Source organism: Bradyrhizobium retamae (genome assembly GCF_001440415.1).
In the GTDB taxonomy this organism is placed as follows: Bacteria; Pseudomonadota; Alphaproteobacteria; order Rhizobiales; family Xanthobacteraceae; genus Bradyrhizobium; species Bradyrhizobium retamae.
The window spans coordinates 170612-196839 of record NZ_LLYA01000225.1 but is presented as its reverse complement, the minus strand read 5'-3'; the positions used below and the strand labels follow the sequence as shown (position 1 = coordinate 196839).

At 62.8% G+C, this 26228-nt stretch carries 23 protein-coding genes and 1 pseudogene; 11 read left to right on the top strand and 13 right to left on the bottom strand.

Annotated elements, in window-relative coordinates:
- Positions 1 to 15: 15 nt before the first annotated feature.
- Entirely contained in the window at positions 16 to 1614 is a 1599-nt protein-coding gene (locus CQ13_RS39450; RefSeq protein WP_057848174.1) for a porin, read from the bottom strand.
- Positions 1615 to 1650: 36 nt separating this feature from the next.
- On the opposite strand from CQ13_RS39450, the gene CQ13_RS44070 reads away from it, so the two are divergent.
- Together CQ13_RS44070 and CQ13_RS39445 are read left to right on the top strand one after the other, a co-directional pair.
- The gene (locus tag CQ13_RS44070) at positions 1651 to 2016 is read left to right on the top strand and encodes a hypothetical protein (RefSeq protein ID WP_156434180.1); all 366 of its coding nucleotides are present in this window, start codon (positions 1651 to 1653) and stop codon (positions 2014 to 2016) included.
- A complete protein-coding gene (locus CQ13_RS39445) occupies positions 2013 to 3647 on the top strand; it encodes a thiamine pyrophosphate-requiring protein (protein WP_057848134.1) in 1635 nt (544 codons plus the stop codon). Before CQ13_RS44070 ends, CQ13_RS39445 begins: the two co-directional genes overlap by 4 nt.
- 18 nt (positions 3648 to 3665) lie before the next feature.
- Here CQ13_RS39445 and CQ13_RS39440 read toward each other — a convergent pair whose 3' ends face one another.
- Together CQ13_RS39440 and CQ13_RS39435 are read right to left on the bottom strand one after the other, a co-directional pair.
- The gene (locus CQ13_RS39440) at positions 3666 to 5240 is read right to left on the bottom strand and encodes an MDR family MFS transporter (RefSeq protein WP_057848173.1); all 1575 of its coding nucleotides are present in this window, start codon (positions 5238 to 5240) and stop codon (positions 3666 to 3668) included.
- A gap of 161 nt (positions 5241 to 5401) precedes the next feature.
- The gene (locus CQ13_RS39435; protein ID WP_028348904.1) at positions 5402 to 5917 is read right to left on the bottom strand and encodes a YcgN family cysteine cluster protein; all 516 of its coding nucleotides are present in this window, start codon (positions 5915 to 5917) and stop codon (positions 5402 to 5404) included.
- Positions 5918 to 6193: 276 nt separating this feature from the next.
- On the opposite strand from CQ13_RS39435, the gene CQ13_RS39430 reads away from it, so the two are divergent.
- The 3 genes from CQ13_RS39430 to CQ13_RS39420 all read left to right on the top strand — a co-directional run bounded on the left by CQ13_RS39430 (position 6194) and on the right by CQ13_RS39420 (position 9821).
- On the top strand, positions 6194 to 8479 hold the full coding sequence (locus tag CQ13_RS39430; protein WP_057848133.1) for a transglycosylase domain-containing protein: 2286 nt from the start codon (positions 6194 to 6196) through the stop codon (positions 8477 to 8479).
- 152 nt (positions 8480 to 8631) lie between these two features.
- Positions 8632 to 9210: a DUF1214 domain-containing protein gene (locus CQ13_RS39425; RefSeq protein ID WP_057848132.1), complete on the top strand. Its 579-nt coding sequence runs from the start codon at positions 8632 to 8634 to the stop codon at positions 9208 to 9210.
- Positions 9207 to 9821: a DUF1254 domain-containing protein gene (locus CQ13_RS39420; RefSeq protein ID WP_057848131.1), complete on the top strand. Its 615-nt coding sequence runs from the start codon at positions 9207 to 9209 to the stop codon at positions 9819 to 9821. The genes CQ13_RS39425 and CQ13_RS39420 overlap by 4 nt, the downstream gene beginning before the upstream one ends.
- Positions 9822 to 10049: 228 nt before the next feature.
- Here CQ13_RS39420 and CQ13_RS39415 read toward each other — a convergent pair whose 3' ends face one another.
- The gene (locus tag CQ13_RS39415) at positions 10050 to 10907 is read right to left on the bottom strand and encodes an MBL fold metallo-hydrolase (RefSeq protein ID WP_057848130.1); all 858 of its coding nucleotides are present in this window, start codon (positions 10905 to 10907) and stop codon (positions 10050 to 10052) included.
- 92 nt (positions 10908 to 10999) lie between these two features.
- Between CQ13_RS39415 and CQ13_RS39410 the strand changes: the two genes are divergently transcribed.
- Positions 11000 to 11857 (top strand): LysR family transcriptional regulator, encoded by an 858-nt coding sequence (locus CQ13_RS39410; protein WP_057848129.1) that lies wholly within the window; start codon positions 11000 to 11002, stop codon positions 11855 to 11857.
- Positions 11858 to 12214: 357 nt separating this feature from the next.
- A complete protein-coding gene (locus CQ13_RS39405; RefSeq protein ID WP_057848128.1) occupies positions 12215 to 13033 on the top strand; it encodes a Crp/Fnr family transcriptional regulator in 819 nt (272 codons plus the stop codon).
- A 535-nt stretch (positions 13034 to 13568) separates the two neighbouring features.
- On the opposite strand, the pseudogene CQ13_RS39400 reads toward CQ13_RS39405, so the two are convergent.
- The 4 genes and pseudogenes from CQ13_RS39400 to CQ13_RS39385 all read right to left on the bottom strand — a co-directional run bounded on the left by CQ13_RS39400 (position 13569) and on the right by CQ13_RS39385 (position 17210).
- Positions 13569 to 15018, bottom strand: a pseudogene (locus CQ13_RS39400) (amidase family protein).
- Between the two features lie 188 nt (positions 15019 to 15206).
- Positions 15207 to 15782: a cytochrome P460 family protein gene (locus CQ13_RS39395; protein WP_057848172.1), complete on the bottom strand. Its 576-nt coding sequence runs from the start codon at positions 15780 to 15782 to the stop codon at positions 15207 to 15209.
- Between the two features lie 437 nt (positions 15783 to 16219).
- Complete coding sequence (locus CQ13_RS39390; RefSeq protein WP_057848127.1) at positions 16220 to 16993, bottom strand: hypothetical protein; 774 nt, start codon at positions 16991 to 16993, stop codon at positions 16220 to 16222.
- 16 nt (positions 16994 to 17009) lie between these two features.
- Positions 17010 to 17210 carry a hypothetical protein gene (locus tag CQ13_RS39385; RefSeq protein ID WP_057848126.1) on the bottom strand — a complete coding sequence of 67 codons (201 nt, stop codon included), beginning with the start codon at positions 17208 to 17210 and terminating at the stop codon, positions 17010 to 17012.
- A 243-nt stretch (positions 17211 to 17453) separates the two neighbouring features.
- On the opposite strand from CQ13_RS39385, the gene CQ13_RS39380 reads away from it, so the two are divergent.
- On the top strand, positions 17454 to 18428 hold the full coding sequence (locus tag CQ13_RS39380) for a DUF2336 domain-containing protein (protein ID WP_057848125.1): 975 nt from the start codon (positions 17454 to 17456) through the stop codon (positions 18426 to 18428).
- On the opposite strand, the gene CQ13_RS39375 is transcribed toward CQ13_RS39380, so the two are convergent.
- From CQ13_RS39375 to CQ13_RS39365, 3 genes are read right to left on the bottom strand one after another with little or no spacing between them, the layout of a single operon-like run.
- Complete coding sequence (locus CQ13_RS39375; RefSeq protein WP_057848124.1) at positions 18425 to 18769, bottom strand: DUF1491 family protein; 345 nt, start codon at positions 18767 to 18769, stop codon at positions 18425 to 18427. The two genes, CQ13_RS39380 and CQ13_RS39375, sit on opposite strands and share 4 nt — an antisense overlap.
- A gap of 33 nt (positions 18770 to 18802) precedes the next feature.
- Positions 18803 to 19537, bottom strand: coding sequence for a peptidoglycan-binding domain-containing protein (locus tag CQ13_RS39370; protein ID WP_057848123.1), 735 nt, complete (start codon positions 19535 to 19537; stop codon positions 18803 to 18805).
- Positions 19530 to 21341: a sensor histidine kinase gene (locus CQ13_RS39365; protein ID WP_057848122.1), complete on the bottom strand. Its 1812-nt coding sequence runs from the start codon at positions 21339 to 21341 to the stop codon at positions 19530 to 19532. Before CQ13_RS39365 ends, CQ13_RS39370 begins: the two co-directional genes overlap by 8 nt.
- A gap of 419 nt (positions 21342 to 21760) precedes the next feature.
- Between CQ13_RS39365 and CQ13_RS39360 the strand changes: the two genes are divergently transcribed.
- Entirely contained in the window at positions 21761 to 22192 is a 432-nt protein-coding gene (locus CQ13_RS39360) for a DUF5330 domain-containing protein (RefSeq protein WP_057848171.1), read from the top strand.
- Positions 22193 to 22274: 82 nt separating this feature from the next.
- Positions 22275 to 22703: a SufE family protein gene (locus tag CQ13_RS39355; protein ID WP_028348922.1), complete on the top strand. Its 429-nt coding sequence runs from the start codon at positions 22275 to 22277 to the stop codon at positions 22701 to 22703.
- Between the two features lie 21 nt (positions 22704 to 22724).
- On the opposite strand, the gene CQ13_RS39350 is transcribed toward CQ13_RS39355, so the two are convergent.
- The gene (locus CQ13_RS39350) at positions 22725 to 23138 is read right to left on the bottom strand and encodes a Ros/MucR family transcriptional regulator (RefSeq protein ID WP_057848121.1); all 414 of its coding nucleotides are present in this window, start codon (positions 23136 to 23138) and stop codon (positions 22725 to 22727) included.
- A 171-nt stretch (positions 23139 to 23309) separates the two neighbouring features.
- A complete protein-coding gene (locus CQ13_RS39345) occupies positions 23310 to 24182 on the bottom strand; it encodes a DUF308 domain-containing protein (protein ID WP_347337093.1) in 873 nt (290 codons plus the stop codon).
- 358 nt (positions 24183 to 24540) lie between these two features.
- Between CQ13_RS39345 and CQ13_RS39340 the strand changes: the two genes are divergently transcribed.
- Positions 24541 to 26190 (top strand): glycosyltransferase family 39 protein, encoded by a 1650-nt coding sequence (locus tag CQ13_RS39340; protein ID WP_057848119.1) that lies wholly within the window; start codon positions 24541 to 24543, stop codon positions 26188 to 26190.
- Positions 26191 to 26228 lie beyond the last annotated feature (38 nt).

Here is a 26228-nt window from a genome sequence, read left to right as displayed (position 1 = left end):
GTCCATGGATCGTTCTTAGAAGTTACGCTGGGCGCGGAACTGGAGCAGGACAGTGTCCTGATCCTTGAACTCGTAGAGCGCGTTCGGCTTCGGAGCGGCCGCCGTGAACACCGAGGAGCCCGACATCTTCTGATCGAGATGGAACCACTGGACTTCGCCCGAGAACGTCAGGTTCTTGACCGGGGTCCAGCGGGTAACAACGCCGAGCTGCGAGACGTTGAAGTCGGGGTTACAGGTGTAGTTGCCCGCAGCATTCCCGGCCAACGCCTGACCGGGGTGGCTGGCGGCGAAAGCAGCGCAATAAGCGCCCTTGGCCGTCGAGGTCCCCGCACCGAGCAGATTGTCGTTCGCGCCACCGTCGTACCTGACGGCGGAATAGCTGCCGAACAGGCTAGTCGACCAGTTCGGATTCCAGTTGTGATTGAACGCACCGCGGACGCCCCAGGCCGTCGTCAAAGCGATACCGCCGGTACCGGCCGCTCCCGGGAAGTAGACGCCGTCGGTCGTCGCGCCGAAGCCGACGCTCTGATAGCCGAAGCCGCTATCGCCGAACATCGCAAAGTTGGGCGAGGTGCCGCTGGTGGCGATGACGTACTTGGTGGCGCCCTTGGCGTAGGATACGTCGAGCTTGATGTCGTCGCCTGCACCGGTCGGAATGTTCTTGATCTGCAACGCCGCCATCACCGCGCCGCCCCACTTGCTCTCGGGGTGGCCGCTGATTTCGGAAAACGCGGTCGGGACAGAGCCCGCGCCGAGCGTGTTGTACGAACCGCTCACTTCATGCGCGGCAGCCGAAAGCTGGAACAGGCCCCAGGCCTGGTCCACCCGGATTCTGCCGACGATGTCGGGCGCATGCACGCCGGCATAGGCGTTGGAGCCCGTGCCGTTGGCGCCGATCGCGCCGGGAATGCTCAGATTGTAGACGGCGGTGCGATCCCACACGGTCGGGTCGTCGAGACCGATCGAAGCCGATACGCCGTTGCCAAACTCGGCAGTGTACTGGATGTTGTTGACGCCGGTATCGGTGTTCTGGCCGCCGAGTAAGGAGGAGTTGATATTGCCCGGGAAACCCTGCCACGGCGTAGCATAGGCTGAGGCGGACTTACCGAAGGTGAAGCCGGCGAACTGGATGAAAACGAATTCGACCGCGACATATCCGCCGCCGGCCTGGTCAAGCAGGTTCACGTTGTTGCCGAGGTTAGTCGCGAGGGAATTGGGGTTGAATGTGCTGCCGCCGAGCGTGGTGAACTGAATATCAGCCTGACCGAAGGTGCGGACCACACCGTATTCGGTAGCGGTACGGGTATCGACCGTCAGCGCCATACGGGAGCGGGCCACGAAGTAATTGGCGTAGCGGTTCTGCTGACCGATATCGCCGCTCCAGGCAGGGGCGCCGTGCGCGCCGCCGTTGAACGTGACGTCCGCACGCAGATAGCCGCCGAGCTTGATGCAGGTGTCGCTGCCCGGGATGTAGAAGAAACCGGCGCCGTAGAGCGAACAGACCCTGACATATTCGACTGCCTTGGCTTTGACCGGAAGGTCGGCCGCTTGTGCGCCGCCCAGGGCGATCAGCCCCGCCGCCGAGCTTAAAATTAAAGTTCGCGCTGTTTTCATTGTTATATATCTCCTGTTCGCGATGCCCCGCGACATATGCAAATTGTGTCCCGCGATGCCCCGCGTTTCATGCAAATGCATGCGCACACACCTAGTGCAAAAATTTCCAGCGAGAATGACAAGACCGTGAAGCCGCTTCAGTTGGCAGGCGTCTGTGATTTTTTCGCAACGCAGCAGCGTCGAAGCCGAGTCAAGACGATCCACTTTCGCCTGCAGCTCGGGCGCTCACAGCACGAATATTCTCCCCCGGTTGCCTCATCTTTTGGCTTGAGCGGCAAAACGCATATCAGCACTTCCGAACGCACGCGCCGTCCGCGCTTTACCGGGTCGGAAAATCCTGTCCAACTGTCGCAAATCGGCTGGACCAAACCGGCCCGTATCGAGGGGAGAAGACCGTCATGAAGCTCGGCGCCGCCATCGCAGAAATCATGAAGCGCGAAGGAATCGAAATCCTCTGCGGCTATCCGGTCAATCATCTCATCGAATATGCCGCCAATGCCGATATCCGCCCGGTGATGGTGCGGCAGGAACGCATCGGCGTTCACATGGCGGATGCGATCTCGCGCGTTACTTCGGGCCGTTCTATCGGCGCGTTCTGCATGCAGCACGGGCCCGGCGCCGAGAACGCAATGGGCGGCGTGGCGCAATGCTACGGCGAATCAGTCCCCGTGCTGGTGCTGCCGATGGGCTACGCGCGGAGACTCGCCAATATCGATCCGAACTTCAATTCCAGCCAAACGATGAAGGCGTTCTCGAAGTCGTCCGAGCCAATCAACATCGCGGCAGAAGTCTGCAACATCTTCCGGAGAGCGTTCACCAAATTGAAGAACGGCCGCGGGGGACCGGTCATTGTCGAAATCCCGGCCGACATGTGGAACGAGGAAGTGCCGGAGCCTCTCAACTACACACCGGTGCTGCGCACCCGCTACGGTGCGGATCCCGTGCATGTAAAGGAAGCGGCGGCCGTGCTCGTCGCAGCGAAGCGTCCGGTGATCTATGCCGGCCAGGGCGTGCATTACGCAAAGGCCTGGCCGCAGCTCAGACGGCTGGCCGAGCGCCTCGCCATTCCCGTCACGACCAGCCTTGGCGGCAAGTCGTCGTTTCCGGAGACGCATCCGCTATCGCTGGGCTCGGGCGGCCTCGCCGTGCCGCGCGCGGTGCCAAAATTCTTGGGCGATGCCGACGTGATCTTCGGCATCGGCTGCTCGTTCACCGAGACCTCCTTCGGCATCGCCATGCCGAAGGGCAAAACCATCATTCATTCCACGCTCGATCCCAATCATCTCAACAAGGATGTCGAGGCCAAAATCGGCCTGGTCGGCGATGCTGCCCTGGTGCTCGATGCCTTGTTGGAAGAGATCGGCAGGACCGTTACGTCCGATCGGGACGCAACCGCAGTCGCCGCGGAGATCGCGGCCTCGCACAAGGAGTGGCTGGCGAAATGGATGCCGAAGCTGACGCATAACGAGGCCCCGCTGAGCCCTTATCGCGTACTGTGGGACCTGCAGCACACCGTCGACATCAACAACACCATCATCACTCACGACGCCGGCAGCCCGCGCGACCAGCTCTCGCCGTTCTGGAAATCGGTCGAGCCCTTGTCCTATATCGGCTGGGGCAAGACCACGCAGCTCGGCTACGGCCTTGGCCTTGCGATGGGCGCCAAGCTAGCAAAACCCGACAAGCTCTGCATCAACGTCTGGGGCGATGCCGCGATCGGCTTCACCGGCATGGATTTCGAGACTGCCGTGCGCGAACGCATCCCGATCATGTCGATCCTGCTGAACAATTTTTCAATGGCGATCGAGCTGAAGGTGATGCCGATCTCGACAGAGAAATACCGTTCCACCGACATTTCCGGCGACTACGCCGCGATGGCGCGCGCGTTCGGCGGCTATGGCGAGCGGGTGACGAAACCGGAAGACATCATCCCCGCCATCAAGCGCGGTATCCAGAAGACGCAGGAAGGCGTCCCGGTGCTGTTGGAATTCATCACCAGCAAGGAGACCGAGGTTTCGAGGCCCGGGACCTGAGGGGTTACGTCCCTCCCCCTACTCCGCCATCTCCGCCGGCGTCGAGGGGCCGGCCAGCGGCCGCTCCTCCATCGCCATGATGCAAAGCGCGGCGCAGGCCAAAAGCGCGGCGGCGGCGCCGAACACATAGCGGAACGCGGTGATCATGTCGGCGACGGGGATCGCGTTCGCTGGGCCGCGATGTTCGCCGAGCGAGATGCCGGCGCCGAGCGCCATCAAGAGGATCGCGCTGAAGGCAGCGACCGTGAACGACGACATCAGCGCGCGGAAGAAATTCATCGCCCCCGTGACGGTGCCGATCTGCGGGCGCGCCACCGAGTTCTGCAGCGACACCACGCTGACCGGGAACGTCGTGCCGAGCCCGAGCGCGAACAGCGACAGGACGATCAGCAAACCCCACAGCGGCAGCGTCGCCACGGTCAGCACCATACCGAAGATCGCCGCCGCCGAAGTGCCCACTACGGCCACGCGCTTGTAGTGCTTCGCGCGCGCCATCGTCCGTCCGGCGATCGCGGCACCACAGGTGGAGATCGCGGCGAGCGGAATCAGCGCAAGCCCCGCTTCGCTCGCGGTCAGATGATAGACGACCTCGTAATACAGCGGCAGATGCACGGTCAGCCCGGTGATGGCGCCGAGCGCGCAGGCGCCGGCCACCATGGCGTAAGGCACCACTGTTCCGCCGAGCAGCGGCAGCGGCAGGAACGGCTCTTCGGCATTGCGCGCGTGCCAGACAAAGGCGAGCGCCAGCGCCGCCGAGGCGCCGATCATCGCCATGATCGCGGGCGACAGCCAGGCATAACGGTTGCCACCCCAGGTGAGCACCAGCATGACCACGACGGCAGACGCCATCAGCAGTACGCCACCGAACCAGTCGACCTTGCGGCGGCGGTGGAACACCGGGATCTTGCCCATCTTCGGCAGCAGCAGAAACAGCGCGCCGACAGCAAGCGGCACGTTGATCCAGAAGATCATCGACCAGTGCAGATGCTCGGCGAACACGCCGCCGAGCACAGGGCCCATCAGCCCAGCCGCCATCCAGACGCCGCTGAAATAGGCCTGATACTTGCCGCGCTCGCGCGGGCTAACCACGTCGGAGATCACGGTCTGCACAACCGGCATGATGCCGCCGCCGCCAAGCCCCTGCAGCCCGCGCGCAACGATCAATACCGGCATGTTGGGCGCCACCGCGCAAAGAATCGAGCCGACCGTGAACAGGGCAAGCGAAACCGTGATCATGACGCGGCGGCCGTAGATGTCGCTCAGCGTGCCGAACACGGGTGCAACCGCGGTCGAGGCCAGCAGATAGGCGGTGATGACCCAGGACAGATTGCTGACGTCGTTGAACTGGCGCCCAATGGTCGGCAGCGCCGTCGCCACAATGGTCTGGTCGAGCGCCGCCAGGAACATCGTCAGCAACAGGCTCATCAGGATGGTGCGGACCTCGGCCGGGGTCAGCGGCGCGGGCGGCGCAATCGGCGGCGCATCGCTGACCTCAATGACCTCTCTCGTGATGCGCGAGAGCTCGCCGCCGATATCGTCGGGCAATGTCGCCTGGTCGGCAGGTTCACGGCCCTGCCGCTGGTGCTGGTTCATGTCGGACGTAATATTGTTCTGCGCGACCAAAGCCGCCGAGATGGAATCGCCATATAGCGAGCACCTTAGAGGGCAAATTCCTCTCGGGGCAGCGCCTCATGCGCATGGGTGCATCCCGCGAGAATATCGTCGCGTTTCCGTGATCGATCAGGGCGGGAGGTTCAGGCTTTAGGTCTCTTCTTGAGCCGCGCCCGCTTCGGCAACAAGGCCGGCCATTGCACGATGTGGTCCTCGAGGTCTTCGTCGGGGATCTCGTCCTCGGTGCCCTGGACCCGCCCGCGCACCGAAACGCCGGCTTCATGCACGGTATTGGGATCGCCCGAGATCAGCGGATGCCACCAATAGAGATCGCGTCCCTCGGCGACCAGCTTGTAGCCGCAGCTCGGCGGAAGCCAGCTCAGGGTGCGGACGTTCTCGGGCGTCAGGCGGACACAATCCGGAACCTTGTCGGAACGGTTCTGGTAGTCCTTGCAGGTGCACAGGCCGGAATCGAGCAGTTTGCAGGAAACATGGGTAAAGTAGATCTTCCCAGTATCCTCGTCTTCGAGCTTTTCCAGGCAGCAGCGCGCGCAACCGTCGCACAGGCTTTCCCATTCGGCGCTGGACATCTCCTCCAACGTCTTGGTTTTCCAGAAGAAACCTTCCTGGCCGGAAGGCGATTTGCGCGGCGCGGTCATGCAATCAATCGTTTTCTCGGGTCGGTCGGCTGCGGCCCTTCTAGGAGGTCCGGCGACGTGGGCGCAAGCGGGGGCTCACTACGGAGCCAAAAGCCAACGGCAGCGTTAGGGCTGACGTTCAAAATGGTGAGCGAGAGCATTGGTTTATAGCCCCCGCTCGGATAGAACAATGGCGAGTCCCCGAGGACGTAAAAGCGCCTTGGGTTTGCCGCAACATCCAAGCAAGACGTCTCGTCCGGCTCCGCCGGGCGCGGCTAGAACAGATCAAGGGTCCCGGTGCGCCAGATCGTACCTCCAGACTTGAAGCAGAAGATCCGGAACTTCCTTCTGGATCTGGATGCGCGTATCGACTCGACGCTGTTCTCGTCGGGCAAGGGCCTGCGCGAGCTGTACGAGCGCTACTCCACCTTCATGGACCGCTTCTATGTCGGCCGCTGGAAGCGCTGGGTCTTCATCGAACCGTTTTCGGAAGCCGCCACGATCGGCCTTGGCGGGCTGATCGTGATGTTGGCGCTGGCGACCCCTGCGTTTCGCGAGACCGCCGACGACGACTGGCTGAAGAAATCCGATCTCGCGGTGCAGTTCCTCGACCGCTACGGCAACCCGATCGGCAACCGCGGCATCAAACATAACGACTCGATCCCGCTGGAAGATTTTCCGGACAATCTGATCAAGGCGACGCTGGCGACTGAAGACCGCCGCTTCTATGACCATTTCGGCATCGACATCCCCGGTACCGCGCGCGCGCTCGTGACCAACGCGCAGGCCGGCGGCGTGCGCCAGGGCGGTTCTTCGATCACGCAGCAATTGGCGAAGAACCTGTTCCTCAACAACGAGCGCACCATCGAGCGCAAGGTGAAGGAAGCTTTCCTTGCGATCTGGCTCGAGACGCGGCTGACCAAGAACGAAATCCTGAAGCTATATCTGGACCGCGCCTATATGGGCGGCGGCACGTTCGGCGTCGACGGCGCCGCGCATTTCTACTTCAACAAGTCGGCACGCGATGTCACTCTGGCGGAATCGGCGATGCTGGCCGGGCTGTTCAAGGCGCCGACCAAATACGCCCCGCACATCAACCTGCCCGCCGCCCGCGCCCGCGCCAACATCGTGCTCGACAACCTCGTCGATGCCGGCTTCATGACCGAAGGCCAGGTGTTCGGCGCCCGGCGCAACCCGGCCTTCGCCGTCGATCGCCGCGACGAGAACTCGCCGAACTACTATCTCGACTACGCCTTTGAGGAAATGCGCAGGCTGGTCGATACCTTCCCGAAGTCCTACACCGAACGCGTCTTCGTGGTCCGTACCTCCATCGACATGAACGTGCAGCGCGCCGCCGAGGAAACGGTTGAAAACCAGCTCCGCCAGTTCGGCCGCGACTACCACGCGACACAGGCAGCCGTCGTGGTCGCGGACCTCGACGGCGGCGTCCGCGCCATGGTGGGCGGACGCGACTATGGCGCCAGCCAGTTCAACCGCGCCACCGACGCCTACCGGCAGCCGGGCTCATCATTCAAGCCCTATGTCTATACCACGGCGATTTTGAACGGCTACAAGCCGACCTCGATCGTGGTCGACGGCCCGGTCTGCATCGGCAACTGGTGCCCGCAGAACTATGGCCATTCCTATTCCGGCTCGGTGACGCTGACCCAGGCGATCACCCGCTCGATCAACGTCGTGCCGGTGAAGCTGTCGATTGCGCTCGGCGGCAAGGTGGCGAACCCGGCCAAGGCTGGGCGCGCCAAGATTACCGAGGTGGCACGCCGGTTCGGCCTCACGGCTCCCCTGCCCGATACGCCCTCGATGCCGATCGGCTCCGATGAGGTCACCGTGCTCGAACACGCGGTCGCCTATGCGACCTTCCCGAACAAGGGCAAGGCGGTGAAACCTCATGCGGTGCTGGAAGTGCGCACCGGCGCCGGCGACCTGGTCTGGCGCTTCGACCGCGACGGCAAGAAGCCGGTGCAAGCCATTCCCGCCTCCGTCGCCGCCGACATGTCGGAAATGATGAGCCACGTCGTCAGCGAAGGCACCGCCCGCCGCGCCGCGATCGACGGCATCCCGACCGCGGGCAAGACCGGCACCACCAACGCCTACCGCGACGCCTGGTTCGTCGGTTTCACCGGCAATTTCACCTGCGCGGTCTGGTACGGCAACGACGACTACTCGCCCACCAACCGCATGACCGGCGGCTCGCTTCCCGCACAAACCTGGCACGACATCATGGTCGTCGCGCATCAGGGCGTCGAGGTGAAGGAGATCCCAGGCTTCGGCATGGGCACGAAACTGCCGCGGCCCGCCCAATCCACCAGCGCCGCGGCCAATGGCGCGGCACGGGTGCCGGAGACCAAGCCGGGGCCGCCGCCGGTATTGACCAAGCGCGGCGCGGATATTCTGGTGCGCGTCGAGAAACTGCTCGACGAGGCCGGCAGGGCTGCGGGCAAGACCTCGTCCAACGACCAGAAGCAGCCCTCCAAGCCGATCACGTCAGGCGCGCTGGCGTTTCCGGAGAACTATGTCGCAGCCGCTGGCGAGCAGGCCGCGCCGGCGGAGCGGAAGAATTAAAAGGCATGACCCGGCAGAAGCTTAACCGGCGTTCCTCGGAACAGATGCGAAGCGTCCGCCTCGACACGTTCGAAACAAGAGAAGCGCTTCAGGTTTCGGATGAAGCCGGTTCAAGCGGAATCTGATGCCGTGAGATTGCGGAGCACTGGCCTGTGCGGCTGATCTTCATCACCTTGCTGGCATTGGCGCTTGCCACGGCCGTAGGTCTCGGCTCGACCTACCTGACGGCGACGCGCGGCACCGATCTCGGCACGCTCACGATCGGCGCCTGGACCGCACGGCCCAAGGCCGGCAGTTCCGAAATCGATCCCTATTCGCGCGCCTCGATTGCCCGCAGCGGCGAATTGCCCGTTGGCACCGGCGACGGCATCGCCTTCACGGCCACCACCGACGACAAGAATAAGCCGCTCGACGGGCGCTGCGACGTAATCGTCAGCGGGGTGACGCCGGCGGCCCGGTTCTGGACGCTGACGCTGTTCGACCGCAAGGGGCATCTGGTCGCCAATTCGCTGCAACGCTACGGCTTCACCAGCCAGGAAATCGTCCGCAGCTCCGACGGCGGGTTCGAGATCCGGGTGGCGGCGCGTTCGCGGGCCGGCAACTGGCTGCCGACCGGCGGCATCGAGCGCTACGCGCTGATGCTGCGGCTTTACGATACGCCGGTCGGCGTTGCGACGCGCACGCAGCGCGACGCGCCGATGCCCGCCATCACCACGGTGAACTGCCCATGATCCGGCTGGCATTCACCATCATCGCAGGCGTGCTGCTGGGCGGCGTGGTGCATCTCGTCAGCGTGCTCGCGCTGCCGCGCATCGCGACGCAAGACGCCTATTCGCGGCTGACGCCGATGACCAAAGAGAACGCCGTCACGGCGCTGCCGCTCGCCGAACCAAACAACGCGCCGATGCCGTTCATGGACCCGGCCTTTGCAGTCGCGATCTGCCGCTACAATCTGTCCGACGGTCCGCTCAAGCTGACCGTGCCGGTGAGCCAGGCCTATACGTCGGTGTCGTTCTATACCCGCAACGAGGTTGCCTATTACGCGATCAACGACCGCTCGGCCGGCCGCAAGGTGATCGAGCTCGACCTGATGACGGAAGAGCAGCATTCCGAACTGCCGGAAGACGAGGAAGTCACCGCCGCCGACCGGCTGATCATCGATTCCCCCACCACGACCGGCCTGATCGTGCTGAAGGCCTTGGCTCCGGAGCCCGGCCTGATGCCGCAGGCGCAAGCCGCGCTCGCGGCGTCGCGTTGCACCACGGAGGTCGAGCCTCCACCGGCCAAGCAACCCGAACCGCCCGCGCCGGCCCCCGCCCCCGCGCCGCGGTCCAAGCGCTGATCACGGCCTCGCGCGGGATGGGTTGGAGTCGAATCGATTCGCCATCAGCGCGAAGCTAACGATCTCTTGTCCCGGACGCAGTGCAGATGCTCTTCGGCGGTACACCGCAGGGCCCAGACACAAAATCGCGAAAACAACCCCATGCAAAGTAGATTGGGCCCCGGCTCGCAGCACTCACGCCGCTTGCGTCCGGCACGCGATAGTCCGTCGTCACGGCCCAACCTAACCTCATCCTGCTCTAGCGTGAGCCGGCACATCCTGGTGTTGGCCACAGCGGCAATTCTCGTAATCCACGGGATCGTGGCTGTTGAAGATCGTCACCGCATCGCCGTGATTGGCCTTGAGCGTTCGTAACCTCTGCTGGTTTTCGATCCGCATGGCGCGGTCCATGTCGCCGCGGCACTGAAACATGCCGAGCACCAGCGGGACCCGAGGCGAAGCCTGCACCTGGCCGTGGAAGAAATAGGCATCGCCCGCGTGCAGTAGCCATTTGCCCCCGCTCCGCAGGGCGATGCCGCAATGACCGAGCGTGTGGCCCGGCAGAGGGATCATCAGAATGTCGGGCTCGCGGTCGCCGAGCGCGCGCACGCCCTTGAAGCCGAACCAGTCCTCGCCTCCCTCGCCGTAAAAAGCCCATTGCGGACCATGCTGCCATTGCGCGGTGATGTAGCGGCCCTTCGGCGCCGGCATCCGGCCGGTCACCGCCATGTCGTGCTCGCGGCGATGGACGTGCACCTTCGCATTCGGAAAATCCGGAATGCCGCCGGCATGATCGCGATCGAGATGCGTCAGCAATAGATGCCGCACGTCGCTTTTGGAATAGCCGAGCGCCTCGATCTGCCGCACGGCCGTCTCGGCCGGATCGAGCCGCGGCGTGGTCTGCCGGACCCATTTGGGCCCGAGCCGCGGCGGGTTCGCAATGTCATCCAGTCCGATGCCGGTATCGACCAGCGCCAGCCCGTCATTGGTCTCGATCAGCAGGCAATGACACACCATGCGCGCGCGTTGGAAAATGCTGCCGGTGCCATTCACAAGGCGACGTCCGATCGGGCACATGGTGCCGGTGTTGAGATGGTGAACGCGCATGACATGTCTCCTTCGAGGTCAGGCGCTCTGCTTGCCATCCTATACATCATAGGTAAAATATCGATATCCGATATCATCGATAGGATCAGCCTATGGATATCCGCGAACTCCGATACTTCGCGGCCGTGTTCAGGGAGCGCAACCTGACGGCGGCCGCCAAGCGCTGCTTCATCTCGCAGCCCTCGATCTCGGCGGCGATCACCAATCTGGAAGCCGAGCTCGGCACCGCGCTGTTCATCCGGCACAAGAAGGGAGTGGCGCCGACGCAAGCGGCCGAACAATTCCACGCCGTGGCCCGCCGCATCGTCGATGAGGCGGACGCCGCGAAAAACCTGTTCCGAAAACCTGCGACGCGGAACGCGCTGACGCTGGGCCTGATGCGCACGCTCGACCGGCCGCGAACCATTGCGCTTCTGAAGCCGCTGACCGGAACCGCCGACGTCGCGCTCCGCCTCGTCGGCGTCGATGATGCCGCGGACGCGCGGATCGTCTCCAAGAATCTGCTGCGCGCCGACGAACATTTCGTTCCGCTCTGGGTCGAGCGCTACGTCGCAGCCCTGCCGCCGTCGCATCCGCTGACGCTGAAGGAGCGGCTGCGCACCGCTGATCTCGCCGGCGTCGCCATGGTCGATCGCTGTCACTGCGAGCAGAGCGCATTTTTTGGCCGTGCCGCATCGGCGTCACGCCAGCCCGCGGCGATTGCCGAATCCGAAGACTGGGCGATGGCGCTGGTTGCCGCCGGTGTCGGGATCGCCATCGTTCCCGAAGGCGTGGCGCGCGCCAATTCCGATGTCGCGGTGCGCGAGATCGACGTCGACGTGAAGCGCGAAGTGGGGCTCGCCTACAGCGCGGCACGACCGCCGTCTGAAGTCTTGCAGAAGTTCATCGCGAAACTGCAGCAGCACCGGCCCAAAGCGGGCCGCGCCAAATCGAAGGCCCGGCGTAGCTGACAAGGATGCGTACTCGCGGCTGATCGATGTCCGCTATGCCCTAGTAGCGACCAAATTCCGCATCGCACCGAAATGACGCGATGTGCCAGACTCGGAAGTTCCCGATTTTTGCGACACTATTGCTCTGCACTTGCGAAAGCCGCCTGGGAGCCGGCGTTACCTCTCTTCAGCTCAGGGCAGATGCAACGGTAAAGCGAACTAGAGAGCGGGCAATTGCCGAATTCACCGCCCGAGGTAAAATCGATCGATTGCACCGAGACCGCTGGTAATCTTACTCAAACGGTCGTTATACGACTTCAATTATCAGTATCCGGGATATCCGACGAATACCGACGGCTTTGCGCGGAGGATGATCCGATGGAGTCCAGCAGTGCAGATTCTTCGACGATACTAGACCGCATTCTTGATGCGGCGGCGGACAATCTCAGGATCGCAAAGATTCTGGTTCAGATGGGTCTCGATCCGAACAACATCACCTACGACGCACTATTCAACCGGCTGCTGGAGATTGTGCTGGCCAACATCACGCTTGCCAATATGTTCGCCCTGGTTGGCGCCATCTTTCTTGTCGCTACCTTGCTGATGCATACAATGGTGCCGCTGCGCGTCGCGAACATGGCCGGCTGTACATTCTTCGTCGCCTTTGGCGCGCTCTCCGGAAACGTCGGGACTTTTATCCTGTATCTGCTGTTGCTGCCGATCAATGCAATTCGCCTCCGCCAGATGCTCAATCTGATCAAGAGGGCACGCATCGCGACGGAGGGCGATACCTCATTGGAATGGCTCAAACCATTCATGACCGAGCGCAAATATCGCAGCGGCGATAAATTGTTCAAGAAAGATGATGCGGCCACCGAGATGTTCCTGACGGTCACTGGAAAGTTCCTGGTCACGGAGATCAGCGTCGAAATTCCGCCGGGACGTCTCATGGGCGAACTTGGCTTCCTTACTCCCAATAAACGGCGAACCGCGACCGTCGAATGCATAGAAGACGGACAAGTCCTGACCATAACTTATGAAAGGCTGCTCGAAATCTACTTTCAAAATCCGCAGTTCGGCTATTACTTTCTCGTCCTGACCAGCCAGCGCCTGCTGGAAAACATCTCACGGCTCGAAGGAATTGTCGCACAAGAGAAAGCCGCGCGGCAGACTCTAGCCACGGATGACATAGCTTAACCTTTGGCTCTTGATGTCCCGCACTTTTGGTAACAGGACATCCCGACGCAGTGCGGGTCTTGCGAGGCAACAATTTCCGGTGCGTCGTTTGGCCGGACCAAGGCGACTTCCGGCCTACCCCGGTGAACGGACATTCTAAAGCTAGGCGGGCATGTCTCAAAGGTGCCAAGTACGGACATTCGCGAATGCTGAAGCACATCGCCAAGTTGTTCGCCATCGAGAAGGACATTCGCGGCCGCAGTCCGAGGAGCAACGCCGCTCGCTGATGCATTCCAGAAGTGCCACGCGCAAAGCTTGGTCTGATCAGTCAGAAGGGCAAGCTCGCCGACGCTATGCGCTCTCGAGGCGCGCAATCCGCCTCATGGCGGACGTTCTGAGACTGAGGAGGTCGCTCCGAAGCGGACGATCTTACGATCGTTAGCGTCAGTTTTCACGTCTAGCGGGAAGGCGCGCCGCATACGCCTTGTGACGATCTCCGACGTGCTTCATTCCGCATCGCGAGAAAAAACTGGTGGAGCCCGGCGCGAAGCGGAGCTTATGAAAAGCCAGGTGGCGGGGCCACGGGGCCAAGCACTGACTCCACACGCCGTGCGAAAGCTAGCAATTGGCTGTCTCGCCCTGGAGCGGAGTCGATCTCAATGCCGAAAGGCAATCCGCTTCGCGAAAGCCCGGCCGGCAGGCTAATTCCTGGCAAACCGCCGCAACTGGCTGGGATTGTGTTTTTTGCGAGCACAAGATCGGAGACTTCCTTGCCGCCGACAACGAATCTGCGCTGCGTTTCAATTGCGGGCGCCGTGCACGGTGTCGTCGGAAAGATGAGGAAGTCGGCGCGATCGAACACCAGCTGCATCATGCGACGTTGGAGCTCCGGGCGATCCTTGTTCAGGACATCATTGTAGGCATCATCCGAACTATAACCGCGGCCGCTAGGTAGCACGATCTGTTCCCAAGCTCCCCTGATTGCTGGGCCCAAATTCTCAAGGATGTCGTCGAATGAAACCGGGATCCCTTGAAGTTTCAGGAACTCCATAATTGCCGGTCGGGTCTCCTTGGCAAAGATGGTCCATGTTGCACGCTCGGTTAGTTCCCCAAAGTCCTCGCCAAGGTCGACCTCAACGATCTGCGCCCCCGCGTTCTTCAATCTCAGCAGCTTCTCGCGGAAGTTAGTTTCGACTTCGCTATCGACGCCGCTAAGGTATTGCTTCGGAGCATAAGCAATGCGGAGCCCTTTTAGATCGGGATGTGCGCCAATTGTCGGAGAGGGTGATCCGGCCACGACACCATCCAGCAGGATGCAGTCATCGACGTTGCGCGCAAGTACGCCAGTGGTATCAAGAGTGTGCGAGATTGGCGCGACCCCATCGCCCGACCAGCGACCGGGCGTTGGCTTGAAGCCCACGACACCGCATAGTGCCGCCGGCACGCGGATCGAGCCAACCGTATCACCGCCAAGCGAGGCAGGGACGATCCGAGCAGCGACCGATGCGCCCGCACCCGATGATGAGCCCCGTTACGTGTGCTTTGTTGTAGGGGTTTTTAGTCTGGCCGTGATGAGGGTTATCGCCGGTCAGACCATACGACATTTCGACGAGATTGTTCTTGCCGAAAACAAGGGCACCGGCGTCGCGAATAGATTCAACAACAAGAGCATCACGGGTCGGCACGAAATCCTTCAGCACGGAGGTGCCGAACGATGTTGCAAGCGCGCGGGTCATATAACTGTCCTTGACGCCAATCGGGACACCGAGAAGAGGCAAGTTCCTGCCTGCAGCCCGCGCCAGGTCCGCTGCTCGGGCTGCTTCAAGGACTGCAGTCTCATCAATTGTGATAAACGAAGCTAGATCGGAATTAACCCGCGCTTGCTGTATAAGCGTGGTCGCGTGAGCCTCAGCCGTGATTTCGCCCCGTCTAATGGCTCCAGAAACAGTTGCTACGCCAAGCTCGTGCCCTTGAAGATTAGCGGCGCCAGCCTCGATCGTACTCATTCCTGTTATCCTTCCTCGTTTGCCGGCATGACCGCCGGACTTGAGCGGAATACGCAATGTGGGCTTTGTCTCGAATGTCGTGTTTGCCACCAATGCCGACGCGATCGATCCGCTTGTCCTGCGGCACATCGGTATTTTGTTCTGCTATTCCGCGCTGAATCAGCCTCGTTAGCTCCCGCTATCCGATCTCACCTCCTTCCGTACTCCGTGAATACGTAGTCGCGGTTCTGCACGACCGTGTGGCACCCGAGCCCGCACTTCGCGTCGTTCTCCTGCGGCGGACTGCTCGCTACTGTGGCGGGCTTAAACGTATCGGACGCCGCATCATAGTCGAACGCGGCCCATCCCCATCCGCCGCTGTCCGCGAACCTCTTGCTGTCCTTCACCATGAAACCAACGTCATGCTGCGCACCTGGCACCGTTGGCTGACCGGGCCAGGTTTCTTGTACTTTCGGGTTCCAATGAATTTTCGCCATCTTGGCGCCGTCTGGGAAAGGCTTGCCATTGCCGGGCACGCCTTCCTTATAGGCGTCGATAATTACCGGATTCCCTACGGTCACAGCGATCTTGCCTCCGCTCTCACTGATCGCGATCACTGGCCAGTCCTCGTATCCCCTGAACTCCGAGAACGCGAGCCCATTCGGCACTTGCACAGTGTACTTGTCCTGCGCGGAAATGGCCTTGCCGCCCAAGACGGCAAGCAATGCTACGGACGCAAGCGCGGCTAACGCGCTCACTAAACGTAATGTCGAGAAGCGCGTCATGATCAACCTCCTATGCCAGCCGAGAGCCTGCTCGGCCTCGTTGTTGTAAGCCTTGACGGCTCGGTCGAATGAGCGGTCCACGGAGTTGATTTTTGTTAGTCCAGGTGAGCCCCGGCTCCTTGATTGGCATTCCAGCGGACAAAATAACAATGTCGGAGCACGCCGGAAGATTAAGGCCGGTTTAGCATATCGGAATTTCCTCCGTGGAGTTCTATCCGGTACTGCAACACCAGTAGCGCACGACATCGGTGTGGTAGCCGGCGCTTAGTGACAAACGACGCCGGGCGGCACCATCGCTGGCCATTTCGGGTTGATGGGGCCGCCACAAAGGTGACCCAAGCTCCAAAACTGGAGCCTCGAAAACTCGCGGCAAGCTATCTGGCGTTGATCAAGCTTGCATCAATCCGCATCTGGCTGCGTGCTAATGAGTCCACGCTTTATCCCTTCACCGTCACCGCGCGCCCGATCACAGGCTGGGCGGCGACCGGTGGGTTGGCGGTTTGCGCGGCGAGTTCGCCGATCAGACGGTCGGCATCGGCGGCGATACCGTCCGGCGCGTGAATCACCAGCCGCTCCAGCGCCCAGCGATACGAGGAAATACGCCGCTCCAGGCATTGCTGGACCCATTGCACGATCAGCGTGTTCTCTTCCATGCGCGCGATCGCATCCGCCTGTTCGCGCGGCGACAATTCCGACACCATCTTCAGGCTGGCGCTGCGCTTGCGGTCGAGTTCTATGACGCGGATGGCGGAGGCAAAGAACGGCTCGAACCTCGTGATGTCGTTGCGAACGTCCTCGATCAACTGCTGATAACGCGAGGTGTGCGAGCGGTGCGGCTCGTCGATCAAAGCGCGTCCATAGGTGGTGCGATCGAACACCACCTTCTGCCGCCATGGCGAGGGCAGCGGCTGGTAATCACCGAACACGCTCTTCCAGGCGGGCCGCGAATGCGGCGGTTCGATCAGGGGATAGGCGAGATCGCGAAGCTGGCGTTCATTTTCGGTGAGTTGGAAATGCGAAGGTTTGAGGCCGACGCTGGCCGTGGCCTCAGCGCCGAGCCAGCGGTGCATGTCGTCGTTACGCATGTCAGCGCGGGTGCGGCCGAAATCGCCGCCGCTGCAGCCTCCGAGCGCTGCACTTACGACAAGCAGCATGAGAGCCGGGGATGACCGAAGCCCGGTGGTCCGGATCGGGAGGCACAGCTCCGGCATTTCAAACGTCCGTCGTTCAGGGGCGCCGACGGCGACGGCGACCGGGCGCCGTCCCCTCTTCCGGCCCGCGTCCGTCGCCGGTTTCGCCGGCTTCGCGTTCGATGCGGACAACGGGAAGGATCAGCACGGTTCCCAGGCCATCGCGTGGAGCGCCATCCATGGTTGAGCCCGGCCGTCGCGAAGCCGCATCCGCCGGAAATTCAATGATGGTGCCCATATTCCGTTCTCTCTGGTTGCCGCGGTCACGATTTTGACCGGCGACATGCCATTATTCAGAACAGAACGTGGTTAACGGCATCTTAATTTGTGCAGGCGGTACAGTTACGGGTTGCGCGGCTCATGCCGCCCGCCGAAAGCTCGCATTTTATCGGATTTCTTCAGGGGCTGTTTTCCTTAACCAACTCTTAAAACGCGCTGCGTAGGCTGACGCGAAGGATTATCGAAGTCGCGTACACCTGACATGACCGCAGCTCCATTGTTTCCGGGATTCGACGGGCTGATGACGCTCTCGCGCCGCGAGGGCGTCGATATCCGCCCGACCTTGCTGCGCGTGCTGACCGACCTTTATGTCCAGACCAGCGCCCATTCCGCCGACGAGGAGCGGCAGTTCGTCGAGCTGACGTCCCGCCTGATCGACCAGGTCGACGACGCCACCCGCGCGGCGGTGCGGGCGCGGCTCGCGATCTATCCGGCGACACCGGCCGAGATCATGGACAGGCTCGGCCTGCGGCGTGGGCACCCCGACCAGCCCCTGCCGCTCGCGGCTGCAATCACCGCTCCCCCGACCGACGCGCCGATGGTGAAGGCGCCGACCGAGGCGCAGTTGCGGATGGCGTCCAACCTGGCAATGCGGCCCAACGACGCTGCCGAAATCAGCGATATGTTCTTCACGGCCGGTCCCAGCGAGCGCGCGCTGATCCTGCACAATCTCGCCGATACGCCGCTGAAGGCCTCGGCGCGAATTCCCGCAGCCCGCGCCGCCCGCGCGCTTCACATCCTGGAAATGGCCGCGTTCGCCGAGGACGCCGAAAACTTCGCGCTCGAACTCGGCGACGCTCTGATCCTGCCATCGCGGATCGCGACGCAAGTTGTCAATGATCCCGGCGGCGAGCCGCTGGCATGCGCAGCGAAAGCGCTCGACATGCCGAGCGCAATCTTCCAGCGCGTGCTGCTGTTCCTCAATCCGGAATTCGGCTCATCCGTACACAACGTCTATCGCTTGGCGCGACTTTACGACCGTTTGAGCGAACGATCCGCGCTCGTCATGCTGGCCGCATGGCGCGGCTCGACCATGGCAGTCAGCCGCGCCAAATATCGCGCCGCGCTGTACGACGAAGAACGGCACCGCGCGCGTGCGGCGGGTTCGCACACACGTCCCGCGGTGCAGCCTGGAACCGCACCGGTACGCACCGGCACCGACGGCTCGAAGCGCTAGCCCTTCGCCAGATCCAGGAAGTGCCGCCCTGCGCGATCTTCGGTCTCGACGATCCAGGCGTCGGGATCGAAACGGAGTTCCTTGGCGAGACGCTCCTCCACCGATTGCTCGGGCACCGGCTGCGGCGAGGCCGGCGCGAACAGCCGCTCGGCTGGGCGGCTCTCGTCATAGACGGTTTGCGGCGCAGGCGCATACAGCACGGCGTTGCCGTCGAGCAGCGCCACCTTGACGAACACCGCCCCCGCCTCCTCTGCCCCGCGCTTGCGCACGGCGCCAAAGATTCCCTCGTTCTGGCAGCGGCGCAGGTAAGCGGCCACCCAGATGGATGATTTCAATCGCATGAGATCGACGATAGGCCGACGAGCGGACAGATGCTAGTCGATCGGATGCCCGATCATCGCCGTGAGCTCCTTCACCAGCCGATCGGACATCTGGCCGGTCACCGGCAGCTTGCGGTCACGCTCGAATTTCGAGATCGCGGCCTGGGTGTCCGCACCGACCGCGCCGGTCGGCTTCAACTGGCCGTAGCCATATTGGGTCAGTGCGCGCTGCACCGCCGCGACGCGACGCGCGCCGGCGCTTTGCCCATTCGTCGGAATCGGCGCCGGCGGTCGCACCACATTGGAAGGGGCCGCGGCGGGCGCGCCGGTCGACTTGACCACCAGATTGGTCATCGGATCGGCGTTCTTGGAATCGTTGTTCCTGGAATCGTTGTTCCTGGGCTCGGCGCTCTTGATCTCGACGTGTTTGGGCTCAGCCCCTCTCACCTCGACCGGCCTGATTTCCGGCGGATCAGAATCGACCGGCCTTGCTATTTCGACCGGGCGCGGGCGCGGCAGCGGACTCACGACGGCAGCTTGCGGCGCCGGCAGCGTCACGACCGAACCGAACATCGGCGAGGGATGGCGGCCGGCCTGCAGGAACAGCGCATTGGCGACAATAGCGCAGATTGCGGCAGCCGCGAGCAGGCCCGCGATCATGTCTTTCGGACTGTGCAGGAGAATGCGCATCACGAGGCCGCGCTCTTCCTCCGCTTCGATCGCAACCGCTTTCGCGCCGCGACGGCGGCGGCGCGGCATCTCGTCATCGTCGTCAATACGCCTAGGCACGTTTCTTCACCTGATCGACTTCATCCTGAGATTCGGGTCGCAGCGCCGGCTTCAGCGTCGCGACGTTGTTCGAAGTGGTCAGCGAAGACGCAAAGTCAAGTGGCAAGGTAACAGCCACCGTGGTACCCTCGCCGACCCTGCTCTGCACCTTCATCTCGCCGTTGTGCAATCCAACCAGACCCTTCACGATCGACAAGCCGAGGCCGGTGCCTTCGTGCTTGCGCTGATAGGTCTTGCCGGCCTGGAAGAACGGATCGCCGATCCGCGCGAGATCCTCGGCGGCGATACCGACCCCGGTATCGGTGACACTCAGGATCAGCCGCGGTCCCTCGACCGCGGCGGAAATCGTCACGCTGCCGCCGCGCTCGGTGAACTTGATGGCGTTGGTGATGAGGTTCAGCGCGATCTGCTTGAACGCGCGGGGATCGCCGTTCATCACGGGCAAGTCCTCCGCTGCGCGGGTGATCAGGTCAACGCCGTTGTCGCGCGCCTTCAGCGCCAGCAAATTGCAGCAGTGCAACAGTGCCGCGCGCGGCGCGAACGGCTCCGGCGAAATTTCGAAATTGCCGGTTTCCATCTTGGACATGTCGAGGATGCCGTTGACGACGGACAACAGATGCTGGCCGGAATCATTGATCAACTGCGCATATTCCCTGCGGCGCGCGGCGTCTATCATCATCGCCTCTTCGTGCACGATCATCTCGGAGAAGCCGATGATGGCGTTCAGCGGCGTGCGCAGTTCGTGGCTCATGGTAGCCAGGAACCGCGTCTTGGAGGCATCCGCCTGCTCGGCGGCGGTCCGCGCCGTTTCAAGGGCCTGCTCCTGGATCTTGCGGTCGGTGACGTCGCGCATCACGGCGACGACCTCGGCCTCGGGCGAAACCTGCTCGAGCGGTCGGCAACGCATCTCGACCCAGATAAAATCGGCGGAAGCGTTCTGGCCGCGGCTCGCGTCGCGGCGCAGGCGGAATTCGACGCTCCGCTGCTCGCTGCCGCGCGCTGCATCCGACAGGGCCGTGAGATAGGCCGGACGATCGGCAACATGGACACGGTCGAACAGCCCATGGCCGGTGAGCCGGGCGCCGGGCGTACCGAGCATGGCTTCCGCCGCTGGCGAAATGAACTCCACGGCGCCGCTGCGGTTGTGACGCGAAATAACGTCGCTCATGTTTCGCGCAAGCAGACGGTAGCGGTCTTCCTCGAGATAGAGCAGCGACACGGAAGTACGCGCCAGCGATTCCGCGCTAACAGCCAGTCCCGCCGCATAGAGCGTCGCCGAAGCAACGCCGGCACCCATCAGGAAGCCGCGCAGCGCCGCGTTCGGCTCCGCCATCGGCAGCAGGTGAAAATGCCCGAGCGCGATCAGCGCGGCGGCGCATGACAGCGCAAGCGCAGAGGCAAACACGACCACGCGGCGCGAGGCCGACAGCGCCGCTTCCAGGGGAATGACGATGAGCCAGACCGCGGCGAACGATTCGATGCCGCCGGTGGTCACGGCAACCATCATGACAAGGCCCGCCAGAGCCAGCGCGGACAGGATATGCGCGCCCTCGTAGCGGCCGGTGCGCGACAGGAACCAGGACAACAGGATGGGTGCGATCTGCCAGGCGAAGGCAGTGACCTCGAGCGCCGTTGGCGCCCCGCGCATCGCCAGATAGACCGGAAAAGCCGCAAGCGCCACCAGGCTGCCGAGCAGCCGCGGCGCCATGAAGGCGCGATGGCGCGCACTCGTCAGCGCATCATATCGTGCCGAGGGATGCAGCAGCGCATCGAGAAAATCGCGGATGATACTCAAAACAATCACGGCTCTCGCGCTTCGGCTTGTTCGTCAGACAGACGCGCCGGAACGCCCCCTTATCTTCGCGCCACCGTGTCAGAGTGAGCTTAAGCGAACGCTAAGGCCCGGCGCATGGCCGACCAACAACGCGCATCCGCAGAGGTTTGACGTCTCACGCGACGGTCATTCGACCCGGATGGTGAACGACAGGTTTCCAGCGCGATCGATCTATGGTTTCGAAATGGTGGATGCGCGAGCGGCGCGAATTTTCGCGCGGCGGTCGTCAATCGAAAATTTACGCCGAATCGAATCGTTGCGGTTTTCAGAAAATTTTCGGCGATTTTACCTCAATGCAAACACTTGCGATTTATCGAGGGCTGTTAGTCAGAAACAAAGCTAGCGGACTTAACCGCAACACAACCATAAGAGACGACCGGGGTCGCGAGATGTTTTTTCTGCTTCGCATGGCATTCTGGCTCGGGCTCGTGCTCGTGCTGTTGCCCAGAGAAAAGACGCCTGAATCGGACAAGGTGCCGCAGATCGGCGCGTCCGAGGCCGTATCGGCTGCGACCGCCGCCGTCTCCGACATGGGCCAGTTCTGCAAGCGCCAGCCGGCGGCCTGCGAGGTCGGTGGCCAGGCCGCCACCGCGATCGGCCAGCGCGCCCAGGACGGCGCCCGCCAATTATACAAGATCATTACCGACAAGAAGCCCGAGCCGCCCGCCGTCCCCGACAAGAAGCCCGACCATACCAGCTCCATCGGCACCGCCGGCGACGCCGAGGCCGTGATCGCGGCCACCTCGCCCACTGATGCGCTGACGGAGGACGATATGGCGATCGAATGGCGGATGCCGCGGACGCCCTTGGCTTCAAAATAAGGCTGCGGAACCGGTCCTGTTTCCGTCGCTTTCGTGCGGTCCGCATCCTATATAAGGCGTGCTGAAAGGGACGCGGGCCAAGATGACGATCGACGAAATCAGGGACAATTTCGAACTGCTTGACGAGTGGGACGACCGCTACCGGTACGTCATCGAACTCGGCCGCACGCTCGACCCGATGCCGGAGGCCGAGCATTCCGCCGAGAACAAAGTCAATGGCTGCGTCAGCCAGGTCTGGCTTTCCAGGCAGATCGACCGCAGCGGCAACGGCGAACCGAGGCTGAAATATCTGGGCGACAGCGACGCTCACATCGTGCGCGGCCTGATCGCGATCCTGCTCACGCTCTATTCCGGCCGCACGCCGCAGCACATCCTTTCAACCGATGCGCTCGCGGTATTCGACGAATTCGGATTCCGCGAGCACCTGACGCCGCAGCGTTCCAACGGCCTACGCTCCATGGTCGAACGCATCCGCTCCGACGCGCGCGAGGCGCTTGCCGCGGCCTCGTAGACACCGTCGCATTGACCGGGCCTACTTCCGCTTCCGCGCCTGCTGGCCAAGTCCCATCTTCTTGGCGAGCTGCGAACGCGCCACCGCGTAGTTCGGCGCCACCATGGGATAATCCGGCGGCAGCCCCCATTTGTCCCGATATTGCTCCGGCGTCATGTTGTACTGCGTGCGCAGATGGCGCTTCAGCGACTTGAAGCGCTTGCCGTCCTCCAGACAGACCAGATATTCCGGCGTCATCGACTTCTTGACCGATACGGCCGGCTTGGCTGGCTCGAGCGGGGCCTCGGGCCGGCCGCTCGACACCCGCATCAGCGCGGCATGGACCTGGCTGATCAGGTTCGGGATTTCCGAGGCCTGGGTCGGATTGTTGCTGAGATAGGCCGATACGATATTGGCGGTCAGTTCGACGGGCGTCTTGCCTGCGGGATCGGTCATGGCTCAACCTTCTGGGATCACGATGCATCTGTACGGTTCGGACAGTATCCGGCCGCGCCTATACATCGGCGGCATCTTATACACTTGGCGTATATGAACGAAGTGCCGGGAAATTGACAACAACGGCGCTGCTTTATTTTCAATAGTCGCCGTCCGACAAGTATTGCCGGTTCAGGACCGCTGATCGAGATGCGCGCGCAGTTCGTCGATCGAGGCGAAGCGCATCATCCCCTCCGGCATCTGGGCCTCGATCGAACCGTCGGAGTAGAGGGAATAGGCCATGCCATCGACGACGCCGGACTTCAGCACTGTCACCGCCGGCTGATCCTCCGTGCGCGGCGGTCCACCATTGGCTTCCGCGGGGGGAGTGTGGCCGCCGCGGCGCTGCAGCGGAGTTTCGCCGGGCTTTGCGCGCTCCGCTTTCGGCCAGGCATGCTCGAACGACGGCCGTGGCGGTTCGCCCGGCTCGGCCGGCGGCACGGCGGGCGCATTGGAACGAAGGTCCGATGACAAAAGGTCCGGCGGCAGCGGATCGCTGGCCCGCCCCTGCGCGCGCTCGCGCTCTCTTCGTGACGTTGTGGAAAACAGCAAATTGCGTTTCGGTTTCGGAGCCGATGGTGGCGGTTCGGGGTGGGTCGGCTCTGGGATCGGGTGATCGCGCAGGACAGCCTCGTTCTGCCAGGGCGGCGCTCCCGCTGGCGAGAAAGGCGGCGGTGCGGTTGGGGAGAATGATCCGGGACCAGTGGGCTGTTCAACGGCCGGGAAACCGCCTCCGAAGAGAGCGGAATCCTGCGTCGCGGCGGCAGGAAGCACCGGCCGCCCCGCGGCCTCGCCGCGCGCTTCAGGCATACTGGCGCCGAGCCGCCGGGCAACGTTCTTCAGCTCCCGGACCGCTATCCAGAGCGCGAGCATTATCGCACCGGTGCAAACGCCGATCACGCCGGCCATGATCAGCGTGTTGCCGGTGCTGAATTCCTTGATCGGGATCCCGAAGCCGATCGCCAGCAGCCCCGCCAAAACGAGGCCGATTCCGGCGACCAACATAACAACCATCATAGGACTAACCCCTCAGCCGCGCCCGAAACGCTCGCAAGCCGCCCAGCGCCACGATACCGTCATGTTGCGCGCATCGCCACCCGCCAAATTGCACACTGGGTTCCGCATGGCGTTGTTCGGTTGCAGGGATCCCGGTCGCACGTGTTTCGCGCCATTCAGGTGCCGTTCACTCCGGCGCCCGTAACTTTACCGACTACCAATTACTGCCCTTTTGTTGCATTGCATCAGGGATTTACGCCACAATTCCCAATTACTTGGTAATGGAACTGGGCTATATGGGTACCCGGGGAATGAGGCTCAAGAATATCCAAGCTGGGCCATAGGGGACGCTGGGTTACCAATCGCCATGTCATCCATTACGACCTCTGCTCTCGATACGCCTGCGCGGCGCTCGATGGAGCGGACCTGTGACGACCTCGCCATCTTCGCGTTGGCCGTTGTCACGCTCGTTGCTGGCCTGACCTTCCGCGACTATGGACTGGGCTGGGACGACTACACGCACGCCGAATATGCCGATCTTCTGCTGCGGATGTACGGTTCCGGCTTCAGGGACACCGGCGCGCTGTCGTTCGCCAATCTCTACATGTATGGCGGCGGCTTCGACATGGCGGCGGCCCTGCTGCACAAGGTCATTCCGCTCGAATTGTTCGAAACGCGCCGCCTGCTCGGCGCCGTCGTCGGGCTGATCGGCCTTGCCGTGACCTGGCGGCTGGCGCGGCGCGTCGGCGGCCCGCTTGCCGGGCTCGCGACGCTGCTGCTGCTGGCGCTGTGCCCGACCTTCTACGGGCACATGTTCATGAACCCGAAGGATGCGCCGTTTGCCGTCTCGATGGTGATCCTGATCCTGGGTCTGGTGCGCCTCGCCGAGGAGTATCCCGCGCCCTCACCGCGTACCATCCTGATCATAGGCCTCGGCGCTGGCCTTTCGATCGGCTGCCGGATTCTCGGCGGGCTCGCGGTGGTCTATGCAATGGTGGGCTTCGTCCCGCTGTTGATCGAGGACGTTCGCACGCAAGGCTCGCGAGAGGCGATCCGCCGCTTCGCCCATGTCGTGTACGTCCTGGTCCCGGGGCTCGTGTTTGGATACCTGATCATGGGCCTGGTGTGGCCGTGGTCGATCATGGAGCCCGGCCATCCGTTCCAGGCGCTGACCTATTTCTCGCATTTCTTCGAAAAGCCCTGGAAGGAAATGTTCGACGGCGCGCTGGTCTCGGTGCCCGACATGCCGTGGTCGTATCTGCCGACCCTGTTCGCGCTGCAGCTTCCCGAGATATTGCTCGCGCTTCTGTTCGCTGGCGTCGTCGGCACCTTCATGTCGCTGTCGCGCGTGGACGTGACAGCACGCCGCAAGACTATCTTCCTGATGCTGACGCTGGCGGCCAGCCTGCCGCTGGTGATCGCGATGGTGAAGCGGCCGGCGCTCTACAACGGCATCCGGCATTTCGTTTTCGTGATCCCGCCGATGGCCGTGCTAGCCGGCGCATCGTTCGCCTGGGGTATGAACTGGCTGAAGAACAATCGCCGCCGCTGGCAACCGGCCGCACTGGCGGTGTTCACGTTCGGCCTGCTGCTGCCACTCAGCGAGATGATCCGCCTGCACCCTTATGAATACACCCATTTCAATCACATTGCCGGCACGGTTCGCGGCGCCGACAAGATGTTTATGCTGGATTACTGGGGACTGGCGCTGAAGCAGGCTTCCGACGGTCTGCGCGAGGAACTGGTCGAACGGCAGGAATTTCCTCCACTGGGACGCAAGTGGAAGGTCGCGGTGTGCGGCCCGCAGCGCCCGGCGCAGGTGGCGCTCGGCCCGGACTTCACGATCGGCTGGGACAGCCAGTCCGCCGACTTCGCGATGACGCTGGGCGAGTTCTACTGCAAAGGCCTCACCGCGCCGGTCATGGTGGAAATCAAGCGCGACGACGTCGTGTTCGCGCGTGTCTACGACATCCGCGGCCGCGCCATCTCGACGCTGTTGGCGATTCCGGCGCCCTGATCCCGCATAACAGCCGCGCCCGGCCCGCGGCTTGCTGC